Source organism: Cobetia sp. D5 (assembly GCF_035666195.1).
In the GTDB taxonomy this organism is placed as follows: Bacteria; Pseudomonadota; Gammaproteobacteria; order Pseudomonadales; family Halomonadaceae; genus Cobetia; species Cobetia amphilecti.
Window position 1 is genome coordinate 1,795,213 of the sequence record NZ_CP142020.1, and the last position, 25,328, is coordinate 1,820,540.

General features: G+C 60.1%; 18 protein-coding genes. 10 read left to right on the plus strand and 8 right to left on the minus strand.

Going from position 1 to position 25,328, the window contains the following annotated elements; all coding sequences use genetic code 11:
* Window positions 1-86: 86 nt before the first annotated feature.
* A complete protein-coding gene (locus U0O11_RS07615; RefSeq protein WP_153635663.1) occupies window positions 87-893 on the minus strand; it encodes a sulfite exporter TauE/SafE family protein in 807 nt (268 codons plus the stop codon).
* Between the two features lie 306 nt (window positions 894-1,199).
* Here U0O11_RS07615 and U0O11_RS07620 point away from each other — a divergent pair, with 306 nt between their 5' ends.
* The 7 genes from U0O11_RS07620 (at window position 1,200) to U0O11_RS07650 (ending at window position 8,122) form a co-directional block, all read left to right on the plus strand.
* Complete coding sequence (locus tag U0O11_RS07620) at window positions 1,200-1,874, plus strand: response regulator (protein ID WP_153635664.1); 675 nt, start codon at window positions 1,200-1,202, stop codon at window positions 1,872-1,874.
* The gene (locus U0O11_RS07625; protein WP_242007780.1) at window positions 1,852-3,186 is read left to right on the plus strand and encodes an ATP-binding protein; all 1,335 of its coding nucleotides are present in this window, start codon (window positions 1,852-1,854) and stop codon (window positions 3,184-3,186) included. Before U0O11_RS07620 ends, U0O11_RS07625 begins: the two co-directional genes overlap by 23 nt.
* Window positions 3,187-3,270: 84 nt before the next feature.
* On the plus strand, window positions 3,271-5,223 hold the full coding sequence (locus U0O11_RS07630; protein ID WP_153635666.1) for a copper resistance system multicopper oxidase: 1,953 nt from the start codon (window positions 3,271-3,273) through the stop codon (window positions 5,221-5,223).
* A gap of 9 nt (window positions 5,224-5,232) precedes the next feature.
* Window positions 5,233-6,015 carry a copper resistance protein B gene (locus U0O11_RS07635; protein ID WP_084589316.1) on the plus strand — a complete coding sequence of 261 codons (783 nt, stop codon included), beginning with the start codon at window positions 5,233-5,235 and terminating at the stop codon, window positions 6,013-6,015.
* Window positions 6,016-6,223: 208 nt separating this feature from the next.
* A complete protein-coding gene (locus tag U0O11_RS07640) occupies window positions 6,224-6,634 on the plus strand; it encodes a hypothetical protein (RefSeq protein WP_153635667.1) in 411 nt (136 codons plus the stop codon).
* A 200-nt stretch (window positions 6,635-6,834) separates the two neighbouring features.
* The gene (locus tag U0O11_RS07645; protein WP_153635668.1) at window positions 6,835-7,566 is read left to right on the plus strand and encodes a c-type cytochrome; all 732 of its coding nucleotides are present in this window, start codon (window positions 6,835-6,837) and stop codon (window positions 7,564-7,566) included.
* 109 nt (window positions 7,567-7,675) lie between these two features.
* Window positions 7,676-8,122 carry a hypothetical protein gene (locus tag U0O11_RS07650; protein ID WP_153635669.1) on the plus strand — a complete coding sequence of 149 codons (447 nt, stop codon included), beginning with the start codon at window positions 7,676-7,678 and terminating at the stop codon, window positions 8,120-8,122.
* Between the two features lie 87 nt (window positions 8,123-8,209).
* On the opposite strand, the gene U0O11_RS07655 is transcribed toward U0O11_RS07650, so the two are convergent.
* The 3 genes from U0O11_RS07655 to U0O11_RS07665 form a co-directional block, all read right to left on the minus strand.
* Window positions 8,210-9,436: a TauD/TfdA family dioxygenase gene (locus U0O11_RS07655; RefSeq protein ID WP_153635670.1), complete on the minus strand. Its 1,227-nt coding sequence runs from the start codon at window positions 9,434-9,436 to the stop codon at window positions 8,210-8,212.
* A gap of 128 nt (window positions 9,437-9,564) precedes the next feature.
* Complete coding sequence (locus tag U0O11_RS07660; protein WP_242007781.1) at window positions 9,565-10,656, minus strand: GlxA family transcriptional regulator; 1,092 nt, start codon at window positions 10,654-10,656, stop codon at window positions 9,565-9,567.
* Window positions 10,657-10,894: 238 nt separating this feature from the next.
* Entirely contained in the window at window positions 10,895-12,286 is a 1,392-nt protein-coding gene (locus U0O11_RS07665; RefSeq protein ID WP_317291919.1) for a sensor domain-containing diguanylate cyclase, read from the minus strand.
* A gap of 216 nt (window positions 12,287-12,502) precedes the next feature.
* Here U0O11_RS07665 and U0O11_RS07670 point away from each other — a divergent pair, with 216 nt between their 5' ends.
* From U0O11_RS07670 to U0O11_RS07680, 3 genes are all read left to right on the plus strand, one after another.
* Complete coding sequence (locus U0O11_RS07670) at window positions 12,503-14,950, plus strand: DNA polymerase II (RefSeq protein ID WP_317291920.1); 2,448 nt, start codon at window positions 12,503-12,505, stop codon at window positions 14,948-14,950.
* A 233-nt stretch (window positions 14,951-15,183) separates the two neighbouring features.
* Window positions 15,184-16,941: a multidrug ABC transporter permease/ATP-binding protein gene (locus U0O11_RS07675; RefSeq protein ID WP_153635673.1), complete on the plus strand. Its 1,758-nt coding sequence runs from the start codon at window positions 15,184-15,186 to the stop codon at window positions 16,939-16,941.
* A 579-nt stretch (window positions 16,942-17,520) separates the two neighbouring features.
* Window positions 17,521-19,446: a TonB-dependent siderophore receptor gene (locus tag U0O11_RS07680; RefSeq protein WP_240548795.1), complete on the plus strand. Its 1,926-nt coding sequence runs from the start codon at window positions 17,521-17,523 to the stop codon at window positions 19,444-19,446.
* Between the two features lie 149 nt (window positions 19,447-19,595).
* Here the strand turns inward: U0O11_RS07680 and U0O11_RS07685 are convergent, their stop codons facing one another.
* The 4 genes from U0O11_RS07685 to U0O11_RS07700 all read right to left on the minus strand — a co-directional run bounded on the left by U0O11_RS07685 (window position 19,596) and on the right by U0O11_RS07700 (window position 25,034).
* Complete coding sequence (locus U0O11_RS07685; RefSeq protein WP_172978654.1) at window positions 19,596-20,762, minus strand: DUF1513 domain-containing protein; 1,167 nt, start codon at window positions 20,760-20,762, stop codon at window positions 19,596-19,598.
* A 92-nt stretch (window positions 20,763-20,854) separates the two neighbouring features.
* Window positions 20,855-22,030 carry an imelysin family protein gene (locus tag U0O11_RS07690; protein WP_172978655.1) on the minus strand — a complete coding sequence of 392 codons (1,176 nt, stop codon included), beginning with the start codon at window positions 22,028-22,030 and terminating at the stop codon, window positions 20,855-20,857.
* A gap of 16 nt (window positions 22,031-22,046) precedes the next feature.
* A complete protein-coding gene (locus U0O11_RS07695; protein ID WP_153635677.1) occupies window positions 22,047-23,519 on the minus strand; it encodes a di-heme oxidoreductase family protein in 1,473 nt (490 codons plus the stop codon).
* 204 nt (window positions 23,520-23,723) lie between these two features.
* On the minus strand, window positions 23,724-25,034 hold the full coding sequence (locus U0O11_RS07700; protein WP_172978656.1) for an imelysin family protein: 1,311 nt from the start codon (window positions 25,032-25,034) through the stop codon (window positions 23,724-23,726).
* Window positions 25,035-25,328: the final 294 nt, after the last annotated feature.

Genomic DNA, 25,328 nt, shown 5'->3' on the forward strand with positions numbered 1-25,328 from the left:
ATCATCAGCGCACCGGTCATGATCAACAGCGCAACCGCCAGATGTCCCATGCGCGAGAAGCGGATCAGAGCGTGGCTGGCGGCGGATCAATGACTGATCAGAGAGACACTCCCCAGCCAGGCAAGCCTTAGCGCCAGCAACGACAGCGCCCATTTGAACAGGCCGTCGAAATGCCGGTTGGAGACGCGATCCAGAAAGCGCAGTCCGAGCCGGGTGCCGATCAGGCCCGCGCCGATCATCAGCACGATCAGGGGCAACCACTCCTGGAAGACGAAGCCGGCCATACCGAAGATGAACGCCTTGGTGAGGTGTTGCGCGACCATGCAGGCCGCGAAGGTCGCCACCTTGGTGTGACGCGCGCCGCCGCCTTGCTTGATGAAGCTTGCGACCAGTGGGCCGCTGGCACCGATCAGACTTGAAAGAAAGGTGGTGATGGCACCGGCGATCAAGGTGCCCGTGCGGCTCAAAGCTCGCTTGGGTAGTGCCGGCCCCCAGCAGGTGAACAGCACGAACAGCGCGATGGAAAGCTCCAGCACCCCTTCAGGCAAGCGGATCAATACCCAGGCCGCGACCAGCGCACCCAGCGCCACACCGGGCAGAAAGGCCAGCAGACGGCGCATGTCGATATGGCGCCACGTCATCGCCATGCGCCCGCCGTTGGAGCCCAGCTGCACCATGCCATGCACCGGAATCAGGGCAGCGGCAGGCATCAACTGCGCCATGAACATGATCAGCAGGGTGCCGCCGCCAACCCCGACGGCAGCGGACATGGCTGACGTCAGCAGGGCAAGCAACAACAACGCGCAGACGATAGGCAACGAGAGTGGGAAATACTGCGCGAGGCCCTCAAGCAGGCTTGCGAGGTAGGGAAAATCGGCGGGACTGGCGAGCATTGCGGGCATCCTGTGGAGATAGCCAATAAAGATGGATAGGGGGTCAGGCAGCCGACATGACGTATGACCTGCCTGACAGGCGTGCAAGGCTACCGTGACCAAGAGGCGCTATCCAGCCAAGCGTACGTGGCTGAATAGCACATGGGAGATTCGAGCGGCTTCGCGTGGTGGAGAGATTGCATGTTGCTGTCTTTTCAGCCAGTGATCAGCTTTCCCCTATAGGATGGTGAGGCTTACCATGGCATGTTGGTTTAGCCATATGCCGCAGTGTTCAGTGGGTGTTTTGTGGATCAGGAGAAAGCTGGCATGAAGCTGTTGTTGCTTGAAGATGATGACCTGCTGGCGGAAAGCCTGGCCGAGCTGCTTGAGGACAATGGTTATCGACTGGATGTCTCCTCCAATTTGAATGATGCGCAAGCCTTCATGGCAACCGAGCAGTACGCGCTGGCCATTCTGGATCTGGGACTACCGGACGGCTCCGGGTTGGATTTGCTCAAGCGCTGGCGTCAAGGTCAGGTGGATATTCCGATACTGATTCTCACGGCCCGTGACACGTGGGAAGACAAGGTCGTCGGTTTGCGCAGCGGGGCAGATGATTACCTGACCAAGCCATTTCATGAAGCAGAGTTGCTGGCACGTCTTCATGCGCTGCTTCGGCGTCGTCAAGGGGCAAGTCATGGGTATCTTCAGGTGAGCGGAATTCAGCTGGATGAAGAGGCGCAGCGTGTGTGCTGTGATGGAGAGCAGTGGGCGAGCTTGACGGCCACCGAATTTCGCCTGTTACGGTACCTCATGCATCATCCAGACAGAGTGCACTCCAAGACACAGTTGCTGGATCAGCTATATGCCCTGGAGCAGGACGCCGCGGCGCCCAATCTGGTAGAAGTCTATATCGCTCGCCTTCGCCGCCGCCTGGGCAAGGACTTGATACAGACCCGCCGCGGACAGGGGTATCTGCTTGTTTCACATCGATCGTCGTAGCCTTCGTTTTCGCCTGCTGACCCGCCTGGGAGGTGCATCCCTCGCGGTGGTGTTGTTTGCCTGGTATCTGCATGGCTTCTTTCTCCACGAGCTGGCGAAGGACTTTCTTGGGGAGCGTCTCAAGGATGAGGCATCGCATATCGTCACCTTGCTCAAGAAGGATGAGCGGCCTGTTGCCCAGCTCATGGCAGCGGCCCGTGAGGAATCTCTGAGCTTTCATCATTTCTATGTGTTGCGAGTCGGGGAGAAGGTCAGTACCTCGTTGCCTGCCTTGCCGACGCAGATGCTCCCTTTGCTTGAGGGCAAGGGGGATGCGTTATTCATGCATCAGTTTCAGCAACAGCCACTGTTGGTCTATCGGCACGTCTTCGATATCCGCGGGGACGCGGTGCAATTGTTGATTGCCGAGAATTTCTCGCCAGTGGAGCAGGGCTTGACCCGAGTTCATTGGTGGATCGCCGCCAGCGCCATCCTGTTGTGGGGGATTCTGATATCACTCAATCTGCTGGCGGTAAGGCGGGGGCTCAAGCCGTTGAGTGTCCTGCGCCATCAATTGAGTGAACTTCAGTCCGGGTATCGAAAGCGGATTGAGCTTGAGGCCCCTTCCGAGCTTGATGCGCTGGTATCACAGCTCAACACCTTGCTGGATGAGTTTGATCTTAGGTTGACTCGTTCACGAGAGTCTGTGGCGAATCTGTCCCATGCGCTCAAGACACCTCTGGCGGCACTGACACAGGTGCTGCGTGGCAAGCGACCGATCAATGAGGTACGTCGTGGCAAGATGCTGCAACGTGTAGAGACGATTCATTCCCAGCTGGAGACAGAACTCAGGCGAGCCCGCATTGCTGGCCCGCGCGCCGGTCAGACAACACGCCCGGTTGAAGAGGCCCAGCGCTTGATCGAGATGTTCCAGGGGATCTATCCGCAGCGTACCTTCTTGCTGGAGTGTCTGGGCGTATCTAATGAGCATGCGGATAGCTGGGTGAATGTCGAGACACAGGATTTCACCGAAATGCTCGGCATATTGCTGGATAATGCGGGCAAGTGGTCTGTCAATCAGGTGCAATGCCGATTGACGATAGAGAGTGACCAGATCGTGCTCTGCGTCGAGGATGATGGTCCGGGGGTGCCGCAGGCACAGTTGGCCCATCTTGGCGAGCGTGGGTGGCGTCAGGACGAAACTCACCCGGGTTATGGGTTGGGGCTCTCCATTCTTGCCCATCTCGTCAAGCATTACGCTGGTTGCGTGAGCTACTCAACAGCCGGCGCAGGGGGATTGAGAGCCGAGGTGCATCTGCCCACACGCAAATAGGCACTCCATTCAGGTTCGTTTCAGCTTGCCGTGGCTTCATCCATGTCATGACTCTTCATTCATGACTCGGGAGCAGCAACGGCCATGGCACCAAAACCGTCTGAATTTTCTGTATCACGTCGTCAGTTGCTCAAGGGAGGTTCTGCCCTGGGGCTGGGCGCAATGGTGTCAGGCGTGGCACCCGCCTGGGCCAACCCCTGGGGGCGCACATCAGGTTACTCCCAAGGGGTTGAGCATGGGCCCGAGATCTCTCTTGTCATTCGACGTGAAGACATCGACATTGCCGGGCAATTCGCTCGTCCTATCAGCATCAATGGCAGTAGTCCCGGGCCCATGGTGCGCTTGAAGGAGGGGCAGGATGCTGTCATCAAGGTGACAAACCTGCTCGATGAGCCAACCTCCATTCACTGGCATGGCATCATACTTCCTCCGGAAATGGACGGCGTGCCGGGTATCAGCTTCGCAGGGATAGCACCGGGCGAAACCTTTACCTACCGGTTTCCTGTCACTCAGAGCGGTACCTACTGGTATCACAGTCATTCAGGCCTCCAGGAGCAGGAAGGCCACGCAGGTCCATTGATCATCGACTCCGCAACACCCGAAGCCTTCACCTATGATCGTGAGCATGTCCTGCTGCTGACTGACTGGACATTCGAAGACCCCAAGTCCGTATTTCGCAATCTCAAGACCATGGAAGGCTACTATAACTACCAGGAGCGCACCGTCGCTGATTTCTTTGCGGATGTACGACGGGGTGGTTGGGTGGACACGATCGAGTCGCGCAGCATGTGGGCAGAGATGCGCATGAGCTCACGGGATATTGCCGATGTCACCGGCAGTACCTATACATATCTTCTCAATGGTCATTCACCAGAAGAAAACTGGAGCGCGCTATTCAAGCGTGGGGAAACAGTGCGTCTGCGTGTCGTCAATGGCTCGGCAATGAGCTACTTCGATTTACGCATTCCCGGCTTGAAGATGACCGTGGTGGCGGCAGATGGTCAGCCAGTGCAACCGGTTGAAGTGGATGAGTTCCGTATTGCCGTGGCGGAAGCCTACGATGTGCTGGTGACACCGGAAGATGACAAGGCGTACACCATCTTCGCCGAAGCCATGGACCGCAGTGGCTACGCGCGAGCCACGTTGGCACCCCGCCCCGGAATGGAGGCGCCCGTACCTGAACGACGGCAGATCGCTGATCGCGGGATGGAGGCCATGGGCGCTCATGCTGGAATGGACCATTCGCAGATGGCAGGCATGGATCATTCGCAGATGGCGGGCATGGATCATTCGCAGATGGCGGGCATGGACCATTCGCAGATGGCGGGCATGGACCATTCGAAGATGGCAGGTATGGACCATTCGAAGATGGCAGGCATGGACCATTCGCAGATGGCGGGCATGGACCATTCGAAGATGGCAGGCATGGACCATTCGCAGATGGCAGGTATGGACCATTCGCAGATGGCGGGCATGGACCATTCGCAGATGGCAGGTATGGACCATTCGAAGATGACTGGCCTGCAAGCCGATGCAGCCCAGGGCGGCATGCTGATGGCGGGTGCTGCTCAGCAAGGGGCTCGTTATGACCAGGCAGGAATCGGTCTGGACCAGTCGCTGCGTCGTGTACTGGTCTATCAGGATCTCAAGGCCTATTCACCATGGCCGGACAGACGTGGGCCCATGCGCGAGATGGAGTTGCATCTGACCGGCAATATGGAACGTTATATGTGGTCCTTCGATGGCAAGAAGTTCAGTGAAGTCAATGGCCCTATTCATTTTCATAAAGATGAGCGCCTCCGTCTCATCTTGATCAATGACACCATGATGGAGCATCCCATTCATTTACATGGGATGTGGATGGAGCTCGAGAATGGCCACGGTGACCTGATCCCTCGCAAGCACACCTTGAATGTCAAACCCGGTGAGCGCGTCTCAGCGTTGATCACTGCCGATGCAGAAGGTAGCTGGGCTTTCCATTGTCATCTTCTGTACCACATGGATGCAGGTATGTTCCGTGTCGTAAAGGTTTCCTGAGGAGTCATCATGTCAATCAGTCAGCATTCATTTCGTCTTGCCTGCGTGACGGTATGTCTATTCTCCAGTGCTGGTGCCTCCCAGGCATTTGCCCAGGATGGATATGATGCCCCGGCGTCATGGCCATCGCCCATGGCCGAACATCTCCAGTGGAGCGCAGTTTTCGATCGCCTGGAATATAGCCTTCCGGACAAGGGAGAGGACTCCCTGGTGTGGGATTTTCAGGCCTGGTATGGCGGAGATACCCACCGCGTCTATCTCAAGTCAGAAGGGGAGAATGTCCAAGGCGATGGTGAAGAAGCCGAGTTTGAATCCCTTGAGCTTCTCTACAGTCGCCTGGTTGCCGATTTCTGGGAGTTCCAGGTTGGAGCTGGCTATCAGGGTGGTGTGTTCAACGATGATCATGATGAAGGCGTATATGGGGTCTTCGGCTTTCAGGGGACCGCCCCCTACCGGATCGAGACGGATGCCGCAGTGCAGTACCGAGAGGAAGGTATCGTGACTGCCAGCCTGGAGCTTGAACATGATGTGCGCCTGACCCAGCGCTGGTATCTACAGCCACGTAGTGAAATGGTGTTCGCTGCCAATGAGTCCAGGCAGCAGGGGATTGGGACGGGCCTCAACTCAGTACGAATCGGCTTGCGTGCACGCTATGAGATAACTCGGCGGGTAGCGCCTTACGTCGGCATGTACTGGCAGAGAGAGTATGGCGAAACCGCCGATATGCAGCGTGAAGAAGGTGAGGATGTGGAGGATACGGCTGTCGTGGTCGGTGTGCGCATGATGTTCTAGAGGAGTCAGGATGGCAGTGACATTTTTCAATTGAATAGCGGTGGTGTAGTTGCGTGATCATGTTTTACATGAATATGCAGAATGGCCTTTTGATTGGGAGACTATGTCTTATGGTTTTGTACAATGTGATGATAATCTATTCCATTTTCAGGATGTTTTCAGGTTGTGTTGCCATGATGATAAGTGAACCCATAAAGAGATGATTTTCATGAAAACATCAACGCTGTTACTTGCTGCTACCATGACTTTTTTTACCGCTGTGACGCAGGCCAATGATGAGCATAGCCGTCTTCCGACTCTTTCGGCTGGAGTTTCAGAAACATATGGACTTGTGGCTGGAAAGCCATTGCGTTTCCAAATAGCCGTTGAACATGATGCAGTTCTAAAGATCAGCAGTCGACATTTTGCAGCTGATTCGAGTAAGAACAACCTGATGACTGCTGTGCTACGGGACCCACAAGGAAATGTCGTCGCGACAGCCTCTGATGATAATGGGCATTTTTCACTGGAGCAGGATGTCCAAGAAGGCTATTACCAATTGGAGGTCGCAGGAAATTCAATAAGTGGTTCGGCTGACGAAAATGGGCGTAGCTATTCTCTAAATGTTGCTTTTGAATAAGAGGTGGTTATGGCGAAAGATGATCAATGATAGGTTTAGTGTAAATTGCTGAGCGATATTTGAAAATTATTCATTGATGTTGTGTTGTAAATAAGGCGTCACTCTGGATCGTGTTGATGGCCGGCATTCGTCGGCCTTTTTTTTCGCTTTGGTTGACAGCCTTGTCATTGACTATTCTTGCCGTCTAAAAGGGGGGCGACATGAAGAAATTATTGTTGGGGATGTGTCTGGCATTCATGGTGCTGCTGGCAGCAGGGGCCGGAGTCATTTACTCCGGCGTCGTCAGTGTCGCGGCAGATGATCCGCATGGGTCATGGGTCCATGGAATTCTTGAAACGGCGCGTGAACGTTCGATCGAAAGCCACGCGAGTGATATCGCCGCGCCACCCCTCGATGATGAAGCCATGAAAGTGGCGGGGGCCGGCAATTATGCATCGATGTGTGCCTCCTGCCATCTCGCGCCAGGCATGCAAGAGACAGAGCTCAGCAAGGGGCTTTACCCCAGTCCACCGAATTTTGTATCTTCGGATATGCATGGTGAGCCTGAAGAGCGCTTCTGGGTCATCAAGCATGGGATAAAAGCCAGCGGAATGCCGGCATGGGGCAAGAGCATGCAGGATGAATATATCTGGCAGATGGTCGCTTTCATGCAAGAGCTACCGGACATGAGTGCTGCTCGTTATACGGCTCTTGTGGCAGCAAGTGATGGTCATCAACATGGCGGAGGCGAGACTGCACAATCACCGTCATCGCATCATGACGATGACACCCGCCAACCACATCACGCTAGGGAAGCTGATGGGCCTGCTGATTTACAAGACAGCCATGAGCCGGAGGGCAGTCATGAGCCGAAAGAGAATCATGAGCCGAAGGACAGTGGCCGGGCTGAGGATCATCCTCACTCATCACATGATGCAGAGCATCAACATTGAGGCCAGGGCCAGCATCAGGCATCGGAAGTGACGTACACGGCCAGCCGCAAACAACATGACCTGCCTGACAGGCGTACGATGCCAGAGCCGGCCTCAGCTTGAAGAGGTGGTGCACGGCGACATTCTCGATGTGCTGGCAGAGACGCCGGCATCCTGCGTGGCGATCAGCTGTCGCATCAGTGCCAACTGGCAGCAGGGCGAGCAACTCGCGAGACTCGTCGAGGTGATTCTTCGTCATCCACGCCTGCGAATCGTGATCGATGCCTGTGATGTCGAACGTCTGCCGTTGTCCACGCGCATCGTGTCGGGCAGCGGTCGCCATCAACTGGCCTGGCAGACCCTGTCACGTCACATGCTGGAGCCGGAATGGGGCATGCATGCCGTCCACTGGCGGGGCGAGAAGCCTGATAGGCCGGCATGGGTCAGCGCCTGTGAACCTGCGACGCTGACCCGATGTCTTGCCCGCCAGTTGCCTGGTCATGAGGTGCGTTGTCTGCCGCCCCTGATCCCGCAGGACCCCGGCTTCACGCTCGTCATCACGCCACGCACGCCCTGATTCCCCCGCACGTTCTCATTCTCATGCCGGCCATCGGCGTGAGCTGATGTGTGAGCCAATTCGCGAGCAGAGGCATGCCGTGCCGAATCACGCCGTCTGGGTAGCTTCCTCGACCCGCTCGGCGCGTTCGGCACGCTTGAGCATGCGATAGCGAGAGCGCACCTCGTCACGTTCCAGGTAGCAGCCTTGCAACCAGCGGCTGCCGCTGTCGCCCTCGAAGGCATCGCGGGCGTGCAGCAGGCGGCGATTGTCGAAGATGACCATGTCGCCGGGGGCATAGGTGAAGCGCATGGCGAAGCGCGGCTCACGCAACATGCGCTGTAGCGTCATCAGTGCCTCATAGGCGGTCTCGGTCTGCTCGAACGGCGCCATCATCGGCCCGCGCAGGAAGTCGGCGATTCGCACCTCCAGCAGTTCTCCTGCCTGACCCAGCACGATCATCGGCGAATACCAGACATGATCGGTATTGCGCGAGGTATTGGCGTAGCGCCAGTGCACCGTGGTGAGTGTCGCGTAGGCCTCGGGGTGTTCTTCCTTCAGCGCCGCCGCGATGGCGAAGCCATCCATCATCACCGCCATGCCGCCTTCCACGGTGTTCTCGAGACAGTAGAGGCATTGCAGGCCCGGCTGATATTCCCGGGTCGGCAGGTCCACATGCGGCGGCAAGGCGATGGAGGTATAGGCGTTCGAATCCGGGTTCTGGATTGCGCGGACATTGAAGAGGTGGCCGAAGTTGGTGGTGCGGATCGAGCCGATGCGCTCGGCGACCTTTTCGATGGCGCCTTCTTCCGTCGGCAGGTTGCGCAGGCGCACCAGTCCCTTGCCGAGCAGTTCGTGCAGGGTCGGATACAGAATCTCCGCCTCCTGCGCGCTGCCATGATCGGCCTCGGCCAGGCGGGCGGCATCGATGGTCGGCGGCTGTTCCAGCTGCTCACCGTGCCAGAGCGTCAGCGGCGGCAGTTCCGGCGGCAGCGCGTCCTGGTTGTCATAGTCATTGGCGCGCAGGAAGCCCGGGTGGAAGCGCAGGCGGCGGTCTTCTGGCGTGAACAGTACGCTGAGTGCGCCGTCCTCATCGATGCTGGCCTCGGCGATTTCCGGCCAGGCGGGAATCTGGGAGAGGTCCAGAATGCGTTCGCGCGTCGCCGGATTGACGGTGGTATCGTCCGCGGCGTTCTCGCGCAACCAGACACTATGAAAACGGCTGACGCGGCCATCGCTCCAGGTCACGCTCAGATAGCGTGCTTCGTGAACGACCTTCACGAGAGTCTCGTCAATTGGCCAGCTGTCGTAATCGGGTGTGATCGGGAGCGCCATGGAGAGTCCTTCCTTCTGTCAGGTGAGCGATTCCCCGACAGAATGGCAGCCCACGGCGCTCGCTACTGTGCCCAATTCGACACCGACTGTGCCCAATTCGACATCGCGTTGCGGGTATCGAGCGTGGATCACATCAGAGGACGTGGTGGCTGACGGCGTGCCTGGGTCGGGGTAATGCCGAAGCGACGGCGAAAGGCGCGGGTGAAACTCGAATGCGAGGTGAAACCGCAGGCCAGGGCGATATCGGTGACGCCATGGCGGGTATCGTGAAGCAGGCTGCGTGCGTGCAGCAGGCGACGCTCCCCATGATAGGCGCGAGGCGTGCAGCCGAGCCCTTGCTGAAAGCGGCGCTCCAGCTGGCGCCATGAGAGGCCGAGCTCCTCGGCGAGTGCCTCGATGCTGAGCGGGGCCTCCAGGGTGTTCTCCATGCGCGTGATCGCACGCCTGAGCAGCGGGTCGGCCAGATCGGCCGTCTGCTGACTGATGCCGCGCTGGCGGCTGGCCGGCAGGCGGCCCTGATCGAGAATCAGTTGTTCGCGTACCGCCTGATAGAGCGTCTGACCATGCTGGCGGCGAATCAGCTCCAGGCTCATGTCCAGCGGGGCGCTGCCGCCGGCGCAGAAGAAGCCATCGTCACTGATTTCATACAGTGACTCCACGGCGTCCACCTCATCGAAGCGCTGGCTGAATTCCGGCAGGCTTTCCCAATGCAGCGTCACCGTCTTGCCGGTGAGCAGGCCGGCACGCGCCAGCACGAAGCAGCCGGTGTCTACGCCGCCGAGCTGGCAGCCGCTATGGGAGCGCTCCTGTAGCCAGTGCAAGGTGCGGTCTTCCAGATAGGCTTCCGGGGCAAAGCTGGTGCACACCACCAGCTTGTCCACTGCGGCGAGGTCATCACGTGCGGTATCCACCGGCAGCACCATGCCGTTGGAGGCCTTGACCGACGCGCCATCCTGGCTTGCGAGTGTCCACTGATACAGGCGTGTTCCGCGCAGTCGATTGGCGATGCGCAGCGGCTCGATCATCGAGAACAACGCGACCATCGCGAAGCCCGGCAGCAGGAAGATACCGAGTTGGTGACGGTCAGCGGGGGCAGGCGAGGCAAGGGTGGCGGTCAAGGGCGCGATGCTGGTGGGCTGGTCAGACAACACGCCGTCTTCCGGAAGGCCGAAGGCATAGGACGCATCGGGCGGCGTAGCGCTGGAATCGTGTGAAGGCATGAGGATAGGCAACGACGACGTCGGGTGGCTCAGCAGTAGGGGATGGGCCTGACCTTAGCGTGTTCGCTACCTGAGTGCGAGAGGGGGGATGGCATGACGCGAGGGCTTCGGCGCGAGGGCTTCGGCGCGAGGGCTTCGGTGAGAGGGCTTTGGTGAGCGGGCTTTGGTGAGCGGGCTCCGTCCTGCTTGGCGCTCCTGATCAGGACAGGCAGGACGGAGCAATTCACGAATCATTGCGTTACAGCATCCTGAGGCAGTTGCGTCCTTCTTCCTTGGCCGCGTACATGGCTTCATCGGCGCGTGCGATCAACTGCTCGCGCGTGGCACTGTCATCGGGTTCCAGGCAGGTCATCCCGATGCTCAATGACAGGGGCAGACGTTGGCCAGCGTATTCCACGACACTGTCCTTCATGCGTTGTCGCAGCAGGTTGATGCGCGTGGCCGAGTCACTGAGCAGCGAGTCAGGCAGAATCGCCAGGAATTCCTCGCCCCCCCATCTGGCGAGGGTGTCGCCGGGCAGCAGAATCTCCTCGGCGAGCACGCTCAAGTGTTGCAAGGCAAGATCACCGGCGTCATGGCCATGATTGTCGTTGATCTTCTTGAAATGGTCGAAATCCAGCAGTGCCACGCACAGGGGGTGGTCAACCTCGGCGGTGGCCAGTGCCGCGATGCTGTCATCCAGTACTTGCTGGGCATGACGGCGATTGTAGAGGCCGGTCAGCGGATCGGTGATCGCGATCTTCTCGAGCGCCTGATGAGCTGCCTTCAAGGCATTGATGTCATTGGCACGCGCGACTTCGTGGCCGGCCCACAAGGCGATGAGACGTACCAGCTCGATGTCCTGAGCGGTGAAGGGCGGTACAGGGTCAGGACTTGAGAAGTTGAAGGTACCGTAGCGTTCACCATCCACGATCACCGGCGCCCCGATGTAGGCTTCCAGGTTGAAGTTGGCGTAGCAGGGGTGATTTCTGATTTCACTGTTTGCCACATGATGGAAGGCTTGTACGCTATCGGCCTTGTAGACGTGATCGCAATAGGTATCGCTGAGCGAGAAACTAAGTCCCGGCTCCAGCAGGTCTTCCGGGTGACAGGCACGCTGGACGACATAATCTCCGCCTTTGATGCGGCTGAAGATACCGATCGGCAGGCCGAAATGGGCGCAGCCCAGTTTCAGCAGCTCGTCGATGCGAGCATTGAAGTTGAGTTCTCGTGATGAGGTGATGGCATGCAGGCTGTGGAGGGTATGTTCCGCCGTCACGCGGCGTGAGACATCGCGGATCAGCCCGAACATGAAGATGTTGTCGCTGGTGGGGTCCTTGATGGGGCCGCCGAGCGTCTCCCCATAGAAATAGGTGCCATCCTGGCGTCGATAGCGAATGACTCGACCTTCCTTTTCGGGCGGGGCATCGACACGAAAGCGCCTCTGCCCCTGGCGCTCGAACTCATCGCTGGAGGCATACAGCATACGTGTCTGCTTGCCGATCAACGCTTCACGCGGGTAGCCGAATGCCTTCACCGCGCTGTCATTCAGGTAGGTGATGTGGCGCTGATCATCTGCAAGCAAGATGATGTCGTCGATCTGGCCCAGCATCTGGCCCAGCAGGGTTTGAATCATCTCAAAGCGTTGCATGACGCAGGCTCCTTGTGGGGTGCCGCTATCTCGGGAGAGGCATTCCTTGCCGCAGACATCCATCCTGTCGCCGGGAAGGCACGGTATTTCCGTCGTCAAGCTCAGGCTTCACGCCGGATGTTGTACGATACAGAATTCATATTATCGTATGAGGATGCAGACGCGTCTTGCTCTCATCCTGCCCGGCATTCGTATATTCAACGTAAAGGTAATGCAGTGCCAGAGGCCGCATCCGAAGATTCCCGCCACGCTCCTGTTGAACTTCATGGCTTCGTGCTGACACGTCATTGGCGGGACACGCCCGAGGGGGTGGTGATCAGCTTCTGGATTCGCACCGACGAAGGCGCCGTACGTGTCGAATGTGCACCCCAGGAAGTCGTCGCTTTCCTGCCCGCCGAACAGCAGGTACTGGCTCAGACACTGGTGAGCTTTGAGGCCGGCGCCGAGCTGCGTCCGCTGGCACTGGAAGACTTCCACCATCGCCCGGTGGTGGGGCTCTACTGTCGTGAATATCGCACCCTGGGCCAGCTGGCGCGCCGTTTGAAGGCGATTGGCGTCGACGTCTATGAAGCGGATGTTCGTCCGACGGACCGCTACCTGATGGAGCGTTTCATCACGGCAGGCGTCACGGCACGCGGCGAGCGCCAGCCTGATGGCAGCGTGAAGAATGCGCGCCTGACACCGCTTGAGGGCTATCGGCCACCGCTGCGCTGGGCATCGCTGGATATCGAGACCGATGCGCGGGGCAATCTGTATTCCATCGCGCTCGAGGGCTGCGGACAGCGTCAGGTGTACATGCTGGGGCCCCCCAATGGCGAGGAGAACGTCAGCCGCGATTTCTCGCTGGAGTACCGCGATAGCCGGCGTGAGTTGCTGCAATGCCTGCTGGACTGGGTCGCAAGGCATGATCCGGATGTCATCATCGGCTGGAACGTCATCCAGTTCGATCTGCGCATGCTGGTGCGGCTGTCAGAGGCCGAAGGTCTGCCACTGCGACTGGGGCGTGACGCCAGCGTGATGCAGTGGCGCTCTCATTCCCGCCAGGCCGAGCACTTCTTTGCCGAGATCGCCGGGCGTTGGGTGGTGGATGGCATCGAGGCGCTCAAGTCAGCCTTCTGGCATTTCGAGTCGTTCAGCCTCGAGAATGTCTCGCGTGAGCTGTTGCAGGAAGGCAAGGCCATCGATGACCCCTATGGCCGGCTGGACGAGATTCTGCGCATGTTCGCCGAGGACAAGCCTTCCCTTGCGCGCTACAACCTCAAGGATTGCGAGCTGGTCACGCGCATCTTCACGAAGACGCGACTGATGGAGTTTCTGCTCGCGCGGGCGGCAGCCACGGGGCTTGAGGCAGATCGCAGCGGTGGTTCGGTGGCGGCCTTCACGCATCTGTATCTGCCGAGATTGCACCGGCTGGGCAAGGTCGCGCCCAATCTGGGAGACGTGGTGGGGGAGGACAGCCCCGGCGGCTTCGTGATGGATTCCCAGCCCGGGCTTTATGACTCGGTGCTGGTGCTGGATTTCAAGAGTCTGTATCCCTCCATCATCCGCACTTTCCTGATCGACCCGCTGGGCCTGATCGAAGGGCTGCGTGGGTCGGAGAACAGCTCGGATGATGCCCCTGAGGCCGGTGTGCCCGGCTTTCTCGGCGCGCGGTTCTCGCGTGATCGACATTGTCTGCCAGGCATCGTCGCCGAGATCTGGCAAGCACGTGACGCCGCCCGCGCGGCGGGTGACGCCCCGCTGACCCAGGCGCTCAAGATCATCATGAATGCCTTCTACGGCGTGCTGGGATCACGCGGCTGTCGTTTCTTCGATCCACGGCTGGCGTCCTCGATCACGCGGCGTGGCCATCAGATCATCCAGCAGACGGTGGAGTTGATCGAGGCGCAGGGCTATCGCGTCATCTATGGCGATACCGACTCCACCTTCGTGTGGCTGGGCGCTGCGCATGAGGAAGCCGAGGCGAGCCGGATCGGCCGTGAGCTGGCGGCCCATGTCACCGACTGGTGGCGACGGCATCTCAAGGACAGTCTCGATCTCGACAGCGCGTTGGAGCTGCAGTTCGAGACCCACTATCAGCGCTTCGTGATGCCGACCATTCGCGGGGCCGAAGAGGGCAGCAAGAAACGCTACGCCGGACTGCAACAGACAGGCTGCAGCGGCCAGACGGAACTGGTGTTCAAGGGGTTGGAGTCGGTGCGTTCCGACTGGACGCCGCTGGCCAAGACCTTCCAGCAGGGACTTTATCGCCGCATCTTCGAAGGCAGCCCCTATCAGGAGTATCTGAAAGGCTACGTGCAGGATTACCTGCAACGCCATGCCCATGGCGCGGCGGACACCACGGATGTCGAGGCCTTGATCTACCGCAAGCGACTGCGGCGCAAGCTCGACGATTATCAGCGCAACGTGCCGCCCCATGTCCGTGCGGCGCGTCTGGCGGATGACGAGAACCGCCGGCGGGGCCTGCCGTTACGCTATCAGCGCGGCGGCTGGATTCGCTATGTGATGACCACCTCCGGCCCGGAACCCGTCGAATATCTGCGCTCGCCCATTGATGTCGAGCACTACCTGAGTCGTCAGCTCAAGCCCGTCGCCGATGGCATCCTGCCGTTCGTCGACGATGATTTCGATCGGCTGCTGGATCGTCAGATGATGCTGTGGTGAGGCTTACGGCCACAGGAGTGGCCCATGAGCGGGGGTGTTCCTATCGGGGAGTGGTGCAAGAAGAGGGGGGGGCGCGCGACGGCATCTATAGTCGTTATTCCGTAGTGATAATATTTCTCATTATTTCTTGCATTAAAGTATGCGCGCCGTAAGATTCTCTTTCGGCGCAGTCACATGACCTGCGTCGCCGCCTTTTGGTGGCGGTCTGATTGCCATGATGTCCGGGAGCAGGTGTGACGTTACTGAAAGTGGTTCTTACCCAATATCGCTGGTCCTTTCTTGGTGTGATCTTTCTGAGCCTTGTCAGTGCAGGGCTAGGCATCGGTGTCATTGCCTATATCAACCAGCGACTCATCGCGCATTCTGCCACCGTCCCCCTGGACGAGGGGCTTGCGGCCCATGTCGGGGTGCTTCCGGAGTTTCTTGGGCTGATTCTGCTGTTGCTTGCGATCACGCTGGGGGCACAGTTGGCATTGACGACGCTGGGGCATCATTTCGTGCATGGACTGCGCGGGCGTTTGGTCAAGCAGATCCTCGATACTGATATCGAGCGGCTCGAGCAGCTCGGCAGCGCCAACCTGCTGGCGAGTCTTTCGAGTGACATCCGCAACATCACCCTGGCGTTCGTGCGCCTGCCAGAACTGGTACAAGGCATCGTGCTGACCCTAGGAGCCGTGTTCTATCTTGGCTGGTTGTCTCTCGGCATGATGTTGATCACCGCCATCTGGGTGACCTTGACCATTATGGGGGGCAGCTGGATGGTCACGCGAGTCTATCGCCACCTGGCCGAGGTGCGTGAAGCGGAGAGTCGCCTTTATGCCGACTATGAAGCTGTCATCGACGGGCGCAAGGAGCTGGCGCTCAATCGTCCACGTGCGCGTGACTATTTCGACACCAGCTACAGTGTCAATGCCTGTGAGTATCGCCATCACGTCGTGCGCGCGGACACCTACCACCTGAGCGCCGTCAACTTCTCCAACATCATGATGCTGGGCGCCATCGGTATTGTCTTCTATCTGGCCAATGGCCTGGGATGGGCCAGTGGTGAAGTCGCCGCGACCTTTTCCTTGACTCTGCTGTTTCTGCGCACGCCCTTGATCCAGGCCGTGGGGGCATTGCCCACCTTGCTGGGGGCTGATGTGGCCTTTGCCAAGCTGCGCAAGTTGGCATTGGCACCGGTCAACGCCGATTTCGCGTCTCCTCGACATCCTGAGCCGCGCGGACATGATTCAACCGCAGGCACTTCGGCCGAGTCTGACTGGCAGACCCTGAGTCTACAGGGTGTCTGCTTTCGCTACGCCGGCCGCGAGAATATGGGACAGGACATTGCGAACAATGACACGCAGGCCTTCTGCGTCGGTCCGCTGGATCTTACCCTCAGGCGCGGAGAGCTGGTCTTCCTGATCGGTGGCAATGGCAGTGGCAAGTCGACCCTGGCCAAGCTTCTGACCGGCCTCTATCGGCCAAGCTCAGGCACGCTCTTGCGGGACGGGCACCCGATAGGCGAAGACGAGCGGGAAGCCTGGCGTCAGCAGTTCTCGGCGGTCTTCACTGATTTCCATCAGTTCGATCGCCTGCTGGGTCCGACCGGTGGGCCGGCAGACCCGGCATTGATCGCGCAGTGGGTCGACTACCTGCAGATGCGCGAGAAGCTGGTGCTTGAGGAAAACCGTGTGATCAATACCGAGCTGTCTCAAGGGCAGCGCAAGCGACTTGCGCTGTTGATGGCAGTGGCAGAGCGTCGCGACATCGTGTTGTTGGATGAATGGGCGGCAGATCAGGACCCGCAATTCCGCCGCATCTTCTATCGTGATCTGCTGCCGCGTCTGCGCGAGATGGGCAAGACGGTCTTCGCCATCAGTCACGATGATCATTATTTCGGGCAAGCGGATAGATTGTTCGAGATGCGCGCCGGCAAGTTGCAGGAGTTGTCGGGTGCCCAGCGTGATCGTATCAGTCGGGACGCTGTGGCGCGCCTGGATGAAGCGTGACCGGGAAGACGAAAGCGCATACCTGCCGATGCCCTGCAAGACGTCACACGGGCTGGGCATCGTCTGAGCGCTGGGCAGAAGAACATGGACGAAGATGGAAGACGCGATGCAGGTAGCAGGCGCAAGAAGTCGCAACGCCAGGACGTGAGCCCAGGAGACGGTCTCATGTGATGTGTCAGGGATGATGTCCGGCTGCAGAGTGAATCGCCTTCGGGGTGTTGCAGTCGGTAAGACGCGCCATTCTCGGGATTGCATGCAGGTGCATGCAGAACGGTGTGTCACCGCAAATTACATTTGTTGAATACGAATCATCCTAATTCCATTCCGCATTGGATATGAGCGTGCCAGTGAGAGACGCCACGAGACGGAAGGGGAGATTGACCATAAACGATCGTTACAAGGGAACACGACATGCCAAGATACCTATCATCACGACAGGCAGCTGCCCGGCCGGCACCTGCACCGTATTCATATGCCGCTCTGTCACAAGCCCCACTGTCTCACACCATACGGCTCTGCATCGCGGCATGGCTCCTGTCACAGTCCGCCATCGTGCTGGCCGCCGAGACCGATGACACCATGGTCGTGGTCGGAACGGCACTGAAAGTCGATGCGCCGCTGGTGGAGACGCCGCGTCCGGTCTCGACGGTCAATCGCGAAGAGCTCGACACGCGTAACGTCCAGCAGCTCGATGAAACCTTCCGCTACCGTGCCGGCGTCCTGTCTGGCCATTATGGATCCGATAACAATACCGACTGGTTTAAGGTGCGTGGCTTTGATCAATCCACCTATCAGGATGGCCTGCGCATCTACCGTGAAGGGTTCTATCAGTGGTTGCCGGAGACCTGGGGCCTGGAGCGGGTCGATCTGTTCAAGGGGCCTTCCTCCATCCTCTATGGGGAGGCGCCTCCTGGCGGTCTGATCAATGCCATCAGCAAGCGCCCGACCGATGAGCCCCAGACGGAACTGCAGCTGCAGATCGGCAATCGCGGTCTTCGCCAGACGGGGCTCGATACTAGTGGTTATCTGAGCGAGTACGGGGATGTGCGCTATCGTCTGGTAGGGCTGTATCGCGAACGTGATGGGGATCTGGATCATACTGAGAACGAGCGCTACTACTTCGCACCGAGCCTGACCTGGGACATTTCGGATGCGACCCAGCTGACGCTACTCGCCAGCCTCCAGAAGGATGATGGCGTACCTACCAACGCTTTCAAGCTGGCCTATGGCACCAATGATGATACGCCGTTCGGCAAGGTGGACCCGCAGACCAATTACAGTGAACCGGGGTATGACAAGGATGAGCGTACCCAGACATCCCTGGGCTATGAGTTGCGCCATCAAGTGAACGACACCTGGGCGCTGGAGCAGGATTTCCGCTATAGCCAGCTGGATCTCGACCTGATCAGCAGCTACATCCTCTATCAGTCCTCGGCGCGCGAAGGTCAGCGGGGGCTTCTGTACCGCGAGGGCACCATCGACAGCTATACCGTCGACAACCGGGCCATCGGCAAATGGTATGGCGAGCGCACCGAGAACACCTTGCTGCTGGGCGTGGATTATCAGAATCTGAGCCTGTCGGGCAAGGAAGCGGATGACTATGCCTTCGGCGACCCGATCGATCTGTTTGATCCGCAATACGGCAATTACACCGCATTGAGCGATGAACAGATCACGCGGCGCGATATCGACAAGGAGCAGATCGGTCTCTACGTGCAGGATCAGCTGCGCATCGACGACAAGTGGGTACTGCTGGCGGGGGTGCGCTACGACCAGGCCGAGACCGAGAACGTCAATCAGACGACGGGGTCTCGTGAGCGCTCCGATGATGACGAGATCAGCTGGTCGGGCGGGGTGATGTACCTGAGTGACTTCGGCCTCAACCCTTATCTGAGCTATACCGAATCCTTCGAGCCGATCAGCGCGACCGATGATCGCGGTTCGCTCTATGAGCCTCGCGAAGGTCGTCAGTGGGAGCTGGGCGCCAAGTACCAGCCTGCGGGCTGGGATGGGTATCTTACGGCTGCCGTCTTTGAACTCACCGAGGACAATACTCTTGTCACCACCGGAGGTTTTCAGGTTCAGGAAGGGGAACGCCAGTCGCGTGGCTTCGAGCTGGAGATGGTCGGTTATCTGACGGACCATCTCAAACTGACTTCAGCGTACACTTATACCGATGCACGCTTGGAAAACGATGTGCGTGCCCCGCTGATACCGCGCCATCAGGCCTCCAGCTGGCTGGATTACGCCTTCGAGCGTGGTGCCCTGGAGGGGCTGCGTCTGGGGGCGGGTGCCCGTTATGTCGGCGAATCAGTGGATGGCGATGCCACCGTGTCCGACTATCTGCTGTTCGATGCGATGGTCGGCTATGACTTCACTCGCGAGTTGAGTGCGCAGGTCAATGTCAGCAATCTCACCGACAAGGAGTATGTCGCCAGTTGCAGTTATTGGTGCTATTACGGAGAGTCTCGCAGCATCATCGGGAGTCTGACCTATCACTTCTGAGGCAGCTGGCTGCTTTTGAGTGCTGATGCTCGTGAGAGCATGGCAATCTATCAACGACAAGGCCTCGCAGGCAGCTACCTGCGAGGCCTTGTCGTTCCTGAGGCATTGTCATCTTGAGACATGCGCGTTTGGGGCATGGTTACCGCTTGCTACATCAGCGCCAAGTGATTGTCCCAGTGGGTATTCGCCAGCCGCACCGGGCCAAGCGCCGGCAGCCCCTCCTCATCGATCAGCAGCCACTCGCCACGACCATTGCTGACCACGAAGCCTGCCGGCGTCTGCTGCGTGGCCGGCACGGCCAGAACGCCTGCACAGTCAGCAAAGTCCAGAGTCGTGTCCAGCTCTCCCGTCGCGAGATTCCAGAGCGTGATCAGATTGCCGCGCGGGGCGGTCGCCACGGCCAGTCGCCCATCGGGGGAGACGGCGATGCTGGCGATGTACTGCTTGAATTGTGGGACGTATTCCCGCGGCAACGGCAGTTCCTGCAAGCGGTCACTGCCGGGATGCTTCATCACCACCAGCGGGCGGTGGTCCGCCGCGGGGCCCTGGTACTGATAGCCCGCGACGATGGTGCCCTCACGGCTGACGTCCAGGTGGCGCAATGACAGCTGGTGATGGGAGGGCTCGCCTTGCCATCGTACCTCACCCGAGACACGGTCGAGCAAGGTCAGATTCGACTGCATGCTGTCCAGGTTGAGCTTGACCCGACCGGTGTCAGGCCGCGTCAGGATCCCGCCATTGGCGATAATCAGCTGCTGTCCATCCGGATGCAGGCGAATTTCATGCGGGCCGATCCCGCCACTGGCGAACTCGCCGATCCGCGCGAAGTCGCGATTCACGTCGTAGATGCCGATGCGGCCTTCTCCGGGCGCGATGGCATTCTCGGTGGTGTAGAGCAGGCCGCCATCCGGGCTGAATACGCCATGCCCATAGAAGTGGCGGTCCGGTGCGGCTTCGATGCGTGCGATCCGCTCACCGCTATCGAGGTCGAAGACATTGATTTCCGTCCCCGGACGCCGTGAGAAGATCAGCGCCCACGGCTTGTGAGGATGTCGGGTGGCGCCGTGGGCGCGCTGGCGTATCGGCTGGCGCCAGCGCTCCACTCCCTGATAACTGGTGCAGCTGGCAAAGTGCTGCCCTGTGTCATCGTCACATGCCGAGATGGCCACACCGAGTGGCTCGCGCCCCTGGGCACTGGCGGCGTTGTTGCCGCCCGCCACGGCCATGCCGCCGGGCATGCCCATCAGGGGCGTGCAGGCCAACGCCTTGAGCAGCTGACGTCGCTGGCGGGCGTCGGCTGCGTGTGTGTCTGTCATGCCGTGAGGCATCTCGCCTGGCCCCTTGTCAGTTGTCATTCGCCGCTCTCAATTCACCATTCGCCACTGCCATTCACAATTCCCCGCCCTGATCAGTCGCCATCGGTGCTGTTGAAGCCCAGTGACAGGCCAAGCGCCGGGTTGAGCGTGTCGGCAAAACCGGCCTGCAGGGTCTCGACATGGATCATGGCCTGCTGCAGCTCACCATTGCGCGGGTCATCGCGCAGTATGCCGGCGAGGTCATCCGGCAGGGCGGCGAAGGCCTGGCGGGCATCGACGAAATCGCTGGTGGTGGAGGCCACCATGCGCGGGTCGACCTGGCCATTCAGGTAGCCTTGAATGCCAGCGGCCTCGTCATTGCCGAGCCAGAGGCGTTCCATCATTGCCAGGGTCGCCGCGATGTTGGCAAGCCCCATGCCGCCGCGCCAGGACTCAGCCGCATAGGGGTTGGCCGTGCCGCCGTTGTCGAGGCCGATCGGCCGGCGCAGTTTGCGGTCCTTGATGGCTTCCAGCTGCACGGTCAGCGCGCGAACCAGAGACAGCACGGCGTCACGAGAATCGCTGAAGGCGCCAGTGCCTTCGGCCAGTTGCGGTGCGAACTGCTGCCACTCATCACGCAGCGTCTTGCCGGTATTGGCGGCGTAGGCGGTGTTGGCCGTCATCAACTCGCAGCGGCGCGAGTCGGCCGTCAGGGGCGAGTCGGCATAGCGGGCATCGAACAGCTGATACTCCACGCTGCCCAGCCCCTGCATGACGATGGATTGCTCCGCCAGACTCTCGACCGTGATCGGGACATCACCGGCGAGCAGGGCGCGGGTCTTGCGCGCGACCAGATCCTTCTTGTCCGGCCAGAAATACAGCTGCCACTGACGCGAGTTCTGCAGGATCGGGCCCATTTCCACCCAGTTGACCTGATTCAGCCCCAGCATGGCGCTGCGCCAGTCCTGCTTGAGGGTGTCGAGGCTGACGTCACCCTCGGCGGAGCAGAACGCCTGAGTATGCTGCGCGAGCTGTTGCAGGCGGCTGGCAAGTAGCTGGTGCGCCTCGCTCAGCGTGTCAGCGGCAAACTGGCTGACGGCCGCTGCGCTGTTGGTGTCTGTGGCGGCGTCTGTGTTGGCAGCAGAAGAGTCCGTCGCCGCCAGTGTGCTCGTAGGCAATAGCGCGGCGCCCAGCAGTGTCATGCCACAGGCCATCAGGGCCAGGGGCGAGGTCTTGCGCAGGGCAGGTTTCATCGGGGTTGCAGCTGGGGTGAAGGTGGCGCGGGGCATGAACGGGTATTCCTTGTCAGAGAGTCTCGAGGAAGCGCAACAGGGCTTCACGCTGGTCAGTCGGCAGGGCCACGACGGCATCGCGGCTTGGCTGGGCTTCGCCGCCATGCCAGAGCACGGCCTCGAGCAGGGTGCGTGCACGGCCATCATGCAAGAAGCCCGTGGCAGGGTTGACCGTCTGGGCCAGGCCGATGCCCCACAAGGGCGGCGTGCGCCATTCCTGGCCGCTGGCCTCGAATTCGCGGCGATCATCCGCCAGTCCTTCGCCCATGTCATGCAGCAGCATGTCGCTGTAGGGCCAGATCGTCTGCTCGGCCAGTTGTTCCGCCACGCCGCCGGACTGGGTGGTCAGGCGAGGACGGTGGCAGCTGGCGCATTCAAGCTCGCGGAACAGTTGCTCGCCTTGGCGCACCGTCGGGTCATCGATATCACGTCGGGTGGGCACGGCCAGATTGCGCGAGTAGAAGGCCACGTTGTCCATCACGTTGTCGTCGACCTCGATCTCCCCCCCATCGGGCAATGTCTTGCACTTCTGGAGCGGGGTGCAGTCGGTGGAGCTGACCAGATGGGAGGTCAGCCCCATGTCACCGGCGAAGGCCTTGGCGCTCTGCTGTCGCACATCGGGCTGACCGGCCTTCCAGCCGAAACGGCCCATGACCTCGCGTTGCTCGGCGAGTGACCAGACAGTATTGGCGCGCCCGCTGATGCCGTCGCCATCCGCATCCTGCGGGTCGGCCCACTCGAGCAAGTTCTCGTCGCTGACCGCCTCGAGCAGCCCCAGCCCCACCATGCCGGGGGCGAGACGTGGGGAGAGCGCGATGGCGCCCGGGTCACCGAAGCCGGGTTCGACGATGGAATAGCGCGGCTTGCGCAACGCGATGACTTCCCCGTCCGCCAGAGTCACCGTCACATCCTCGTAATCCACCTGCATGCGGCCTTCGCGCTCGATGCCGGGCACGGCGGCATTCTGCAGCTGGGTGCCATAGACAGGATGCGGCATCACCCCGGCGATACGCCGGAATTCTCGCTCCTCATCGCTCCAGCTGTCCTCGTGGCTGTCCGGCAGACCCAGGCGCAGGAAAAGGCCCACCGAGGGATCGCCCTCGGCCGGCAGGCTGCCGCGGCCATCCTTGACGTGGCAGTTCTGGCAGGCGTTGGTGTTGAACAGCGGGCCGAGGCCATCGCGCGCGGTGGTGCTGGCGGGCGCGATCACCCAGGGGCTCTTGAAGAAGCTGTTGCCGACACTGAAGGACAGGCGCTGATCGAAGCTCAGGTTCTTGGCCGGCAGGGAGTAGGCATTGGTGTCGTGCTTGGGCACGCTGCCGTCGCCACCGCTTCTGTCGGTGACCTGCAATGGCAGTTCGGCCAGATACGCGCTCACGGTCAGCGCTGGCTGGGCGGCCTGTGCTACGCCCAGCGGCAGGGCGGCAAGCGTGATGGCGAGAGACAACGCGTGGAGTGTGGGGTGTTTCGGGACGACGTGTGGCATCAATGTAGGTCCTGGCTTGCGCGGTCAGGCTGCAGGTTCTTCCGGTGCTGCGCAGCAGCCTGAAAGAATCAGCAGACGCGCATCAAATGCTGGCGCGAAAAGCATCAACGCCCGAACCTGTGCGTAGACGGGTTCGGGCGTGGGGCTGCGCTGCATGGGGAGGATCAATCGTCACCCCATGGACTGGCAATCTCGAGCGTGTGCTTAGAACTCATGGTCCGCGGTATCGGCCTTCATGCCGCTGATGCCGACATCGCCGGCGATCTCTTCGATCAGGCGGGTCTGGGCGACCAGATCCTGAATGCTGGCATTGATGATCTCGGCGCCTTCGGCATTGCCCGGGGCGATCATCTGGTCAAACTTCATGCCGCCCTCGGCTTCTGCCGTGTCGACCATCACCTGCAGCTGGCCCATGGTGGTGTCCAGTGCCTCGTGCATCTTCTTGGCCAGTTCCGGATCATTCTGGGCGACGAGTGCATGCAGTGACGGGCCTTCGAAGGTGCGACCGTCTAGGGTCACGTACTTGCCTTCGTAGACGTTCTGGATGCCCTTGGCATTGTAGAAGTGCGAGTAGTGGGTGTTGTCGGAGAAGCAGTCATGCTCGTCTTCATAGGAGTTGGCTTCCAGCGCGACCTTCATGCGCTCACCGGCTAGCTCCCCCAGTGACAGGGAGCCCATGCCGAACAGCATCTTCTCGAGGCCTTCACCGGCCGGCAGCGAGGTCAGTTCCGCGCGGTAGTTGTCCTTCTCGCCCTGCGCCCACTGGCCGACCATGTATTCCAGGTCACTGATCAGCAGGTCGTTGGCGGCCAGCAGGTAGGCGCCACGACGGTCACAGTTGTCGGCGGTACAGGCATCGCCCTTGGCGAAGTCGGTCGCCGGGCGCTCGCCGGCACCGGCCTCAAAGCCGTGCATGTCCTGACCCCAGAGCAGGAATTCGATGGCATGGTAGCCGCTGGCCACGTTGGCCTCGAAACCGCCCAGCTCGTTGAGGGACGCCAGCAGCTCCGGCGTGATCTCGGTGGTGTCGATCTTGTCGGCACCGATCTGCACGCTGTCGCTGGCGATGATGTTGGCGCTGGCACCCGGGTTACCCAGTTCGGCCTGATAGCCGTCGCCTTCGACGTAATCGATCAGCCCTTCATCCAGCGGCCAGGCGTTGAGCTGACCTTCCCAGTCATCGACGATGGCATTGCCGAAGCGGAACACTTCACTCTGCTGATACGCCACGCGCGCCTGCTTCCAGGCGGCACGTGCCGCGGCCAGCGTCTCTTCGGACGGCGACTCGATCAGCGCGGCATTGGCGGCGCGCAGGGCATTGGCACTGGCCAGGGCATCGCTGTAGGTGGCATGTGCGACGTTGGCGTACTGGGCGACGACAGCGTCGGCCGTCAGCGCCTTGTCATGCGCGTCGCCATGATGCTCTGCCAGAGCGGCACCGGTGAACATGGAGGCTGACAATGCGATGGCAGCTGCCAGCGGCTTGCGTGAGGCAAAACGGAAAGAGGCAGTCATGTGGATCCCTTGATCGGTCTGTTGTTATGCAGTGCGCGCAGAACGGCAGTGCGTGGGGCCGCTCGAGAGGGGGCGGGAAGTCATTACACGATCTCTCGATGGTCGGCCCGCATCTCACTGGATCATATTGAGAACCTTTATTATTTGCAATCGACAAAACGTGCGTCTTGCAACGCAGGGGGGGCACTGGCTGCAATGCGGCAATGCCCTGCTCATCACCAGTGGCTGCCCGAGCAGGGCGATTGGCATGCTATGGCAGAGCAGGATAGAGCAGGTCAGGTCAGCCCAATCGGC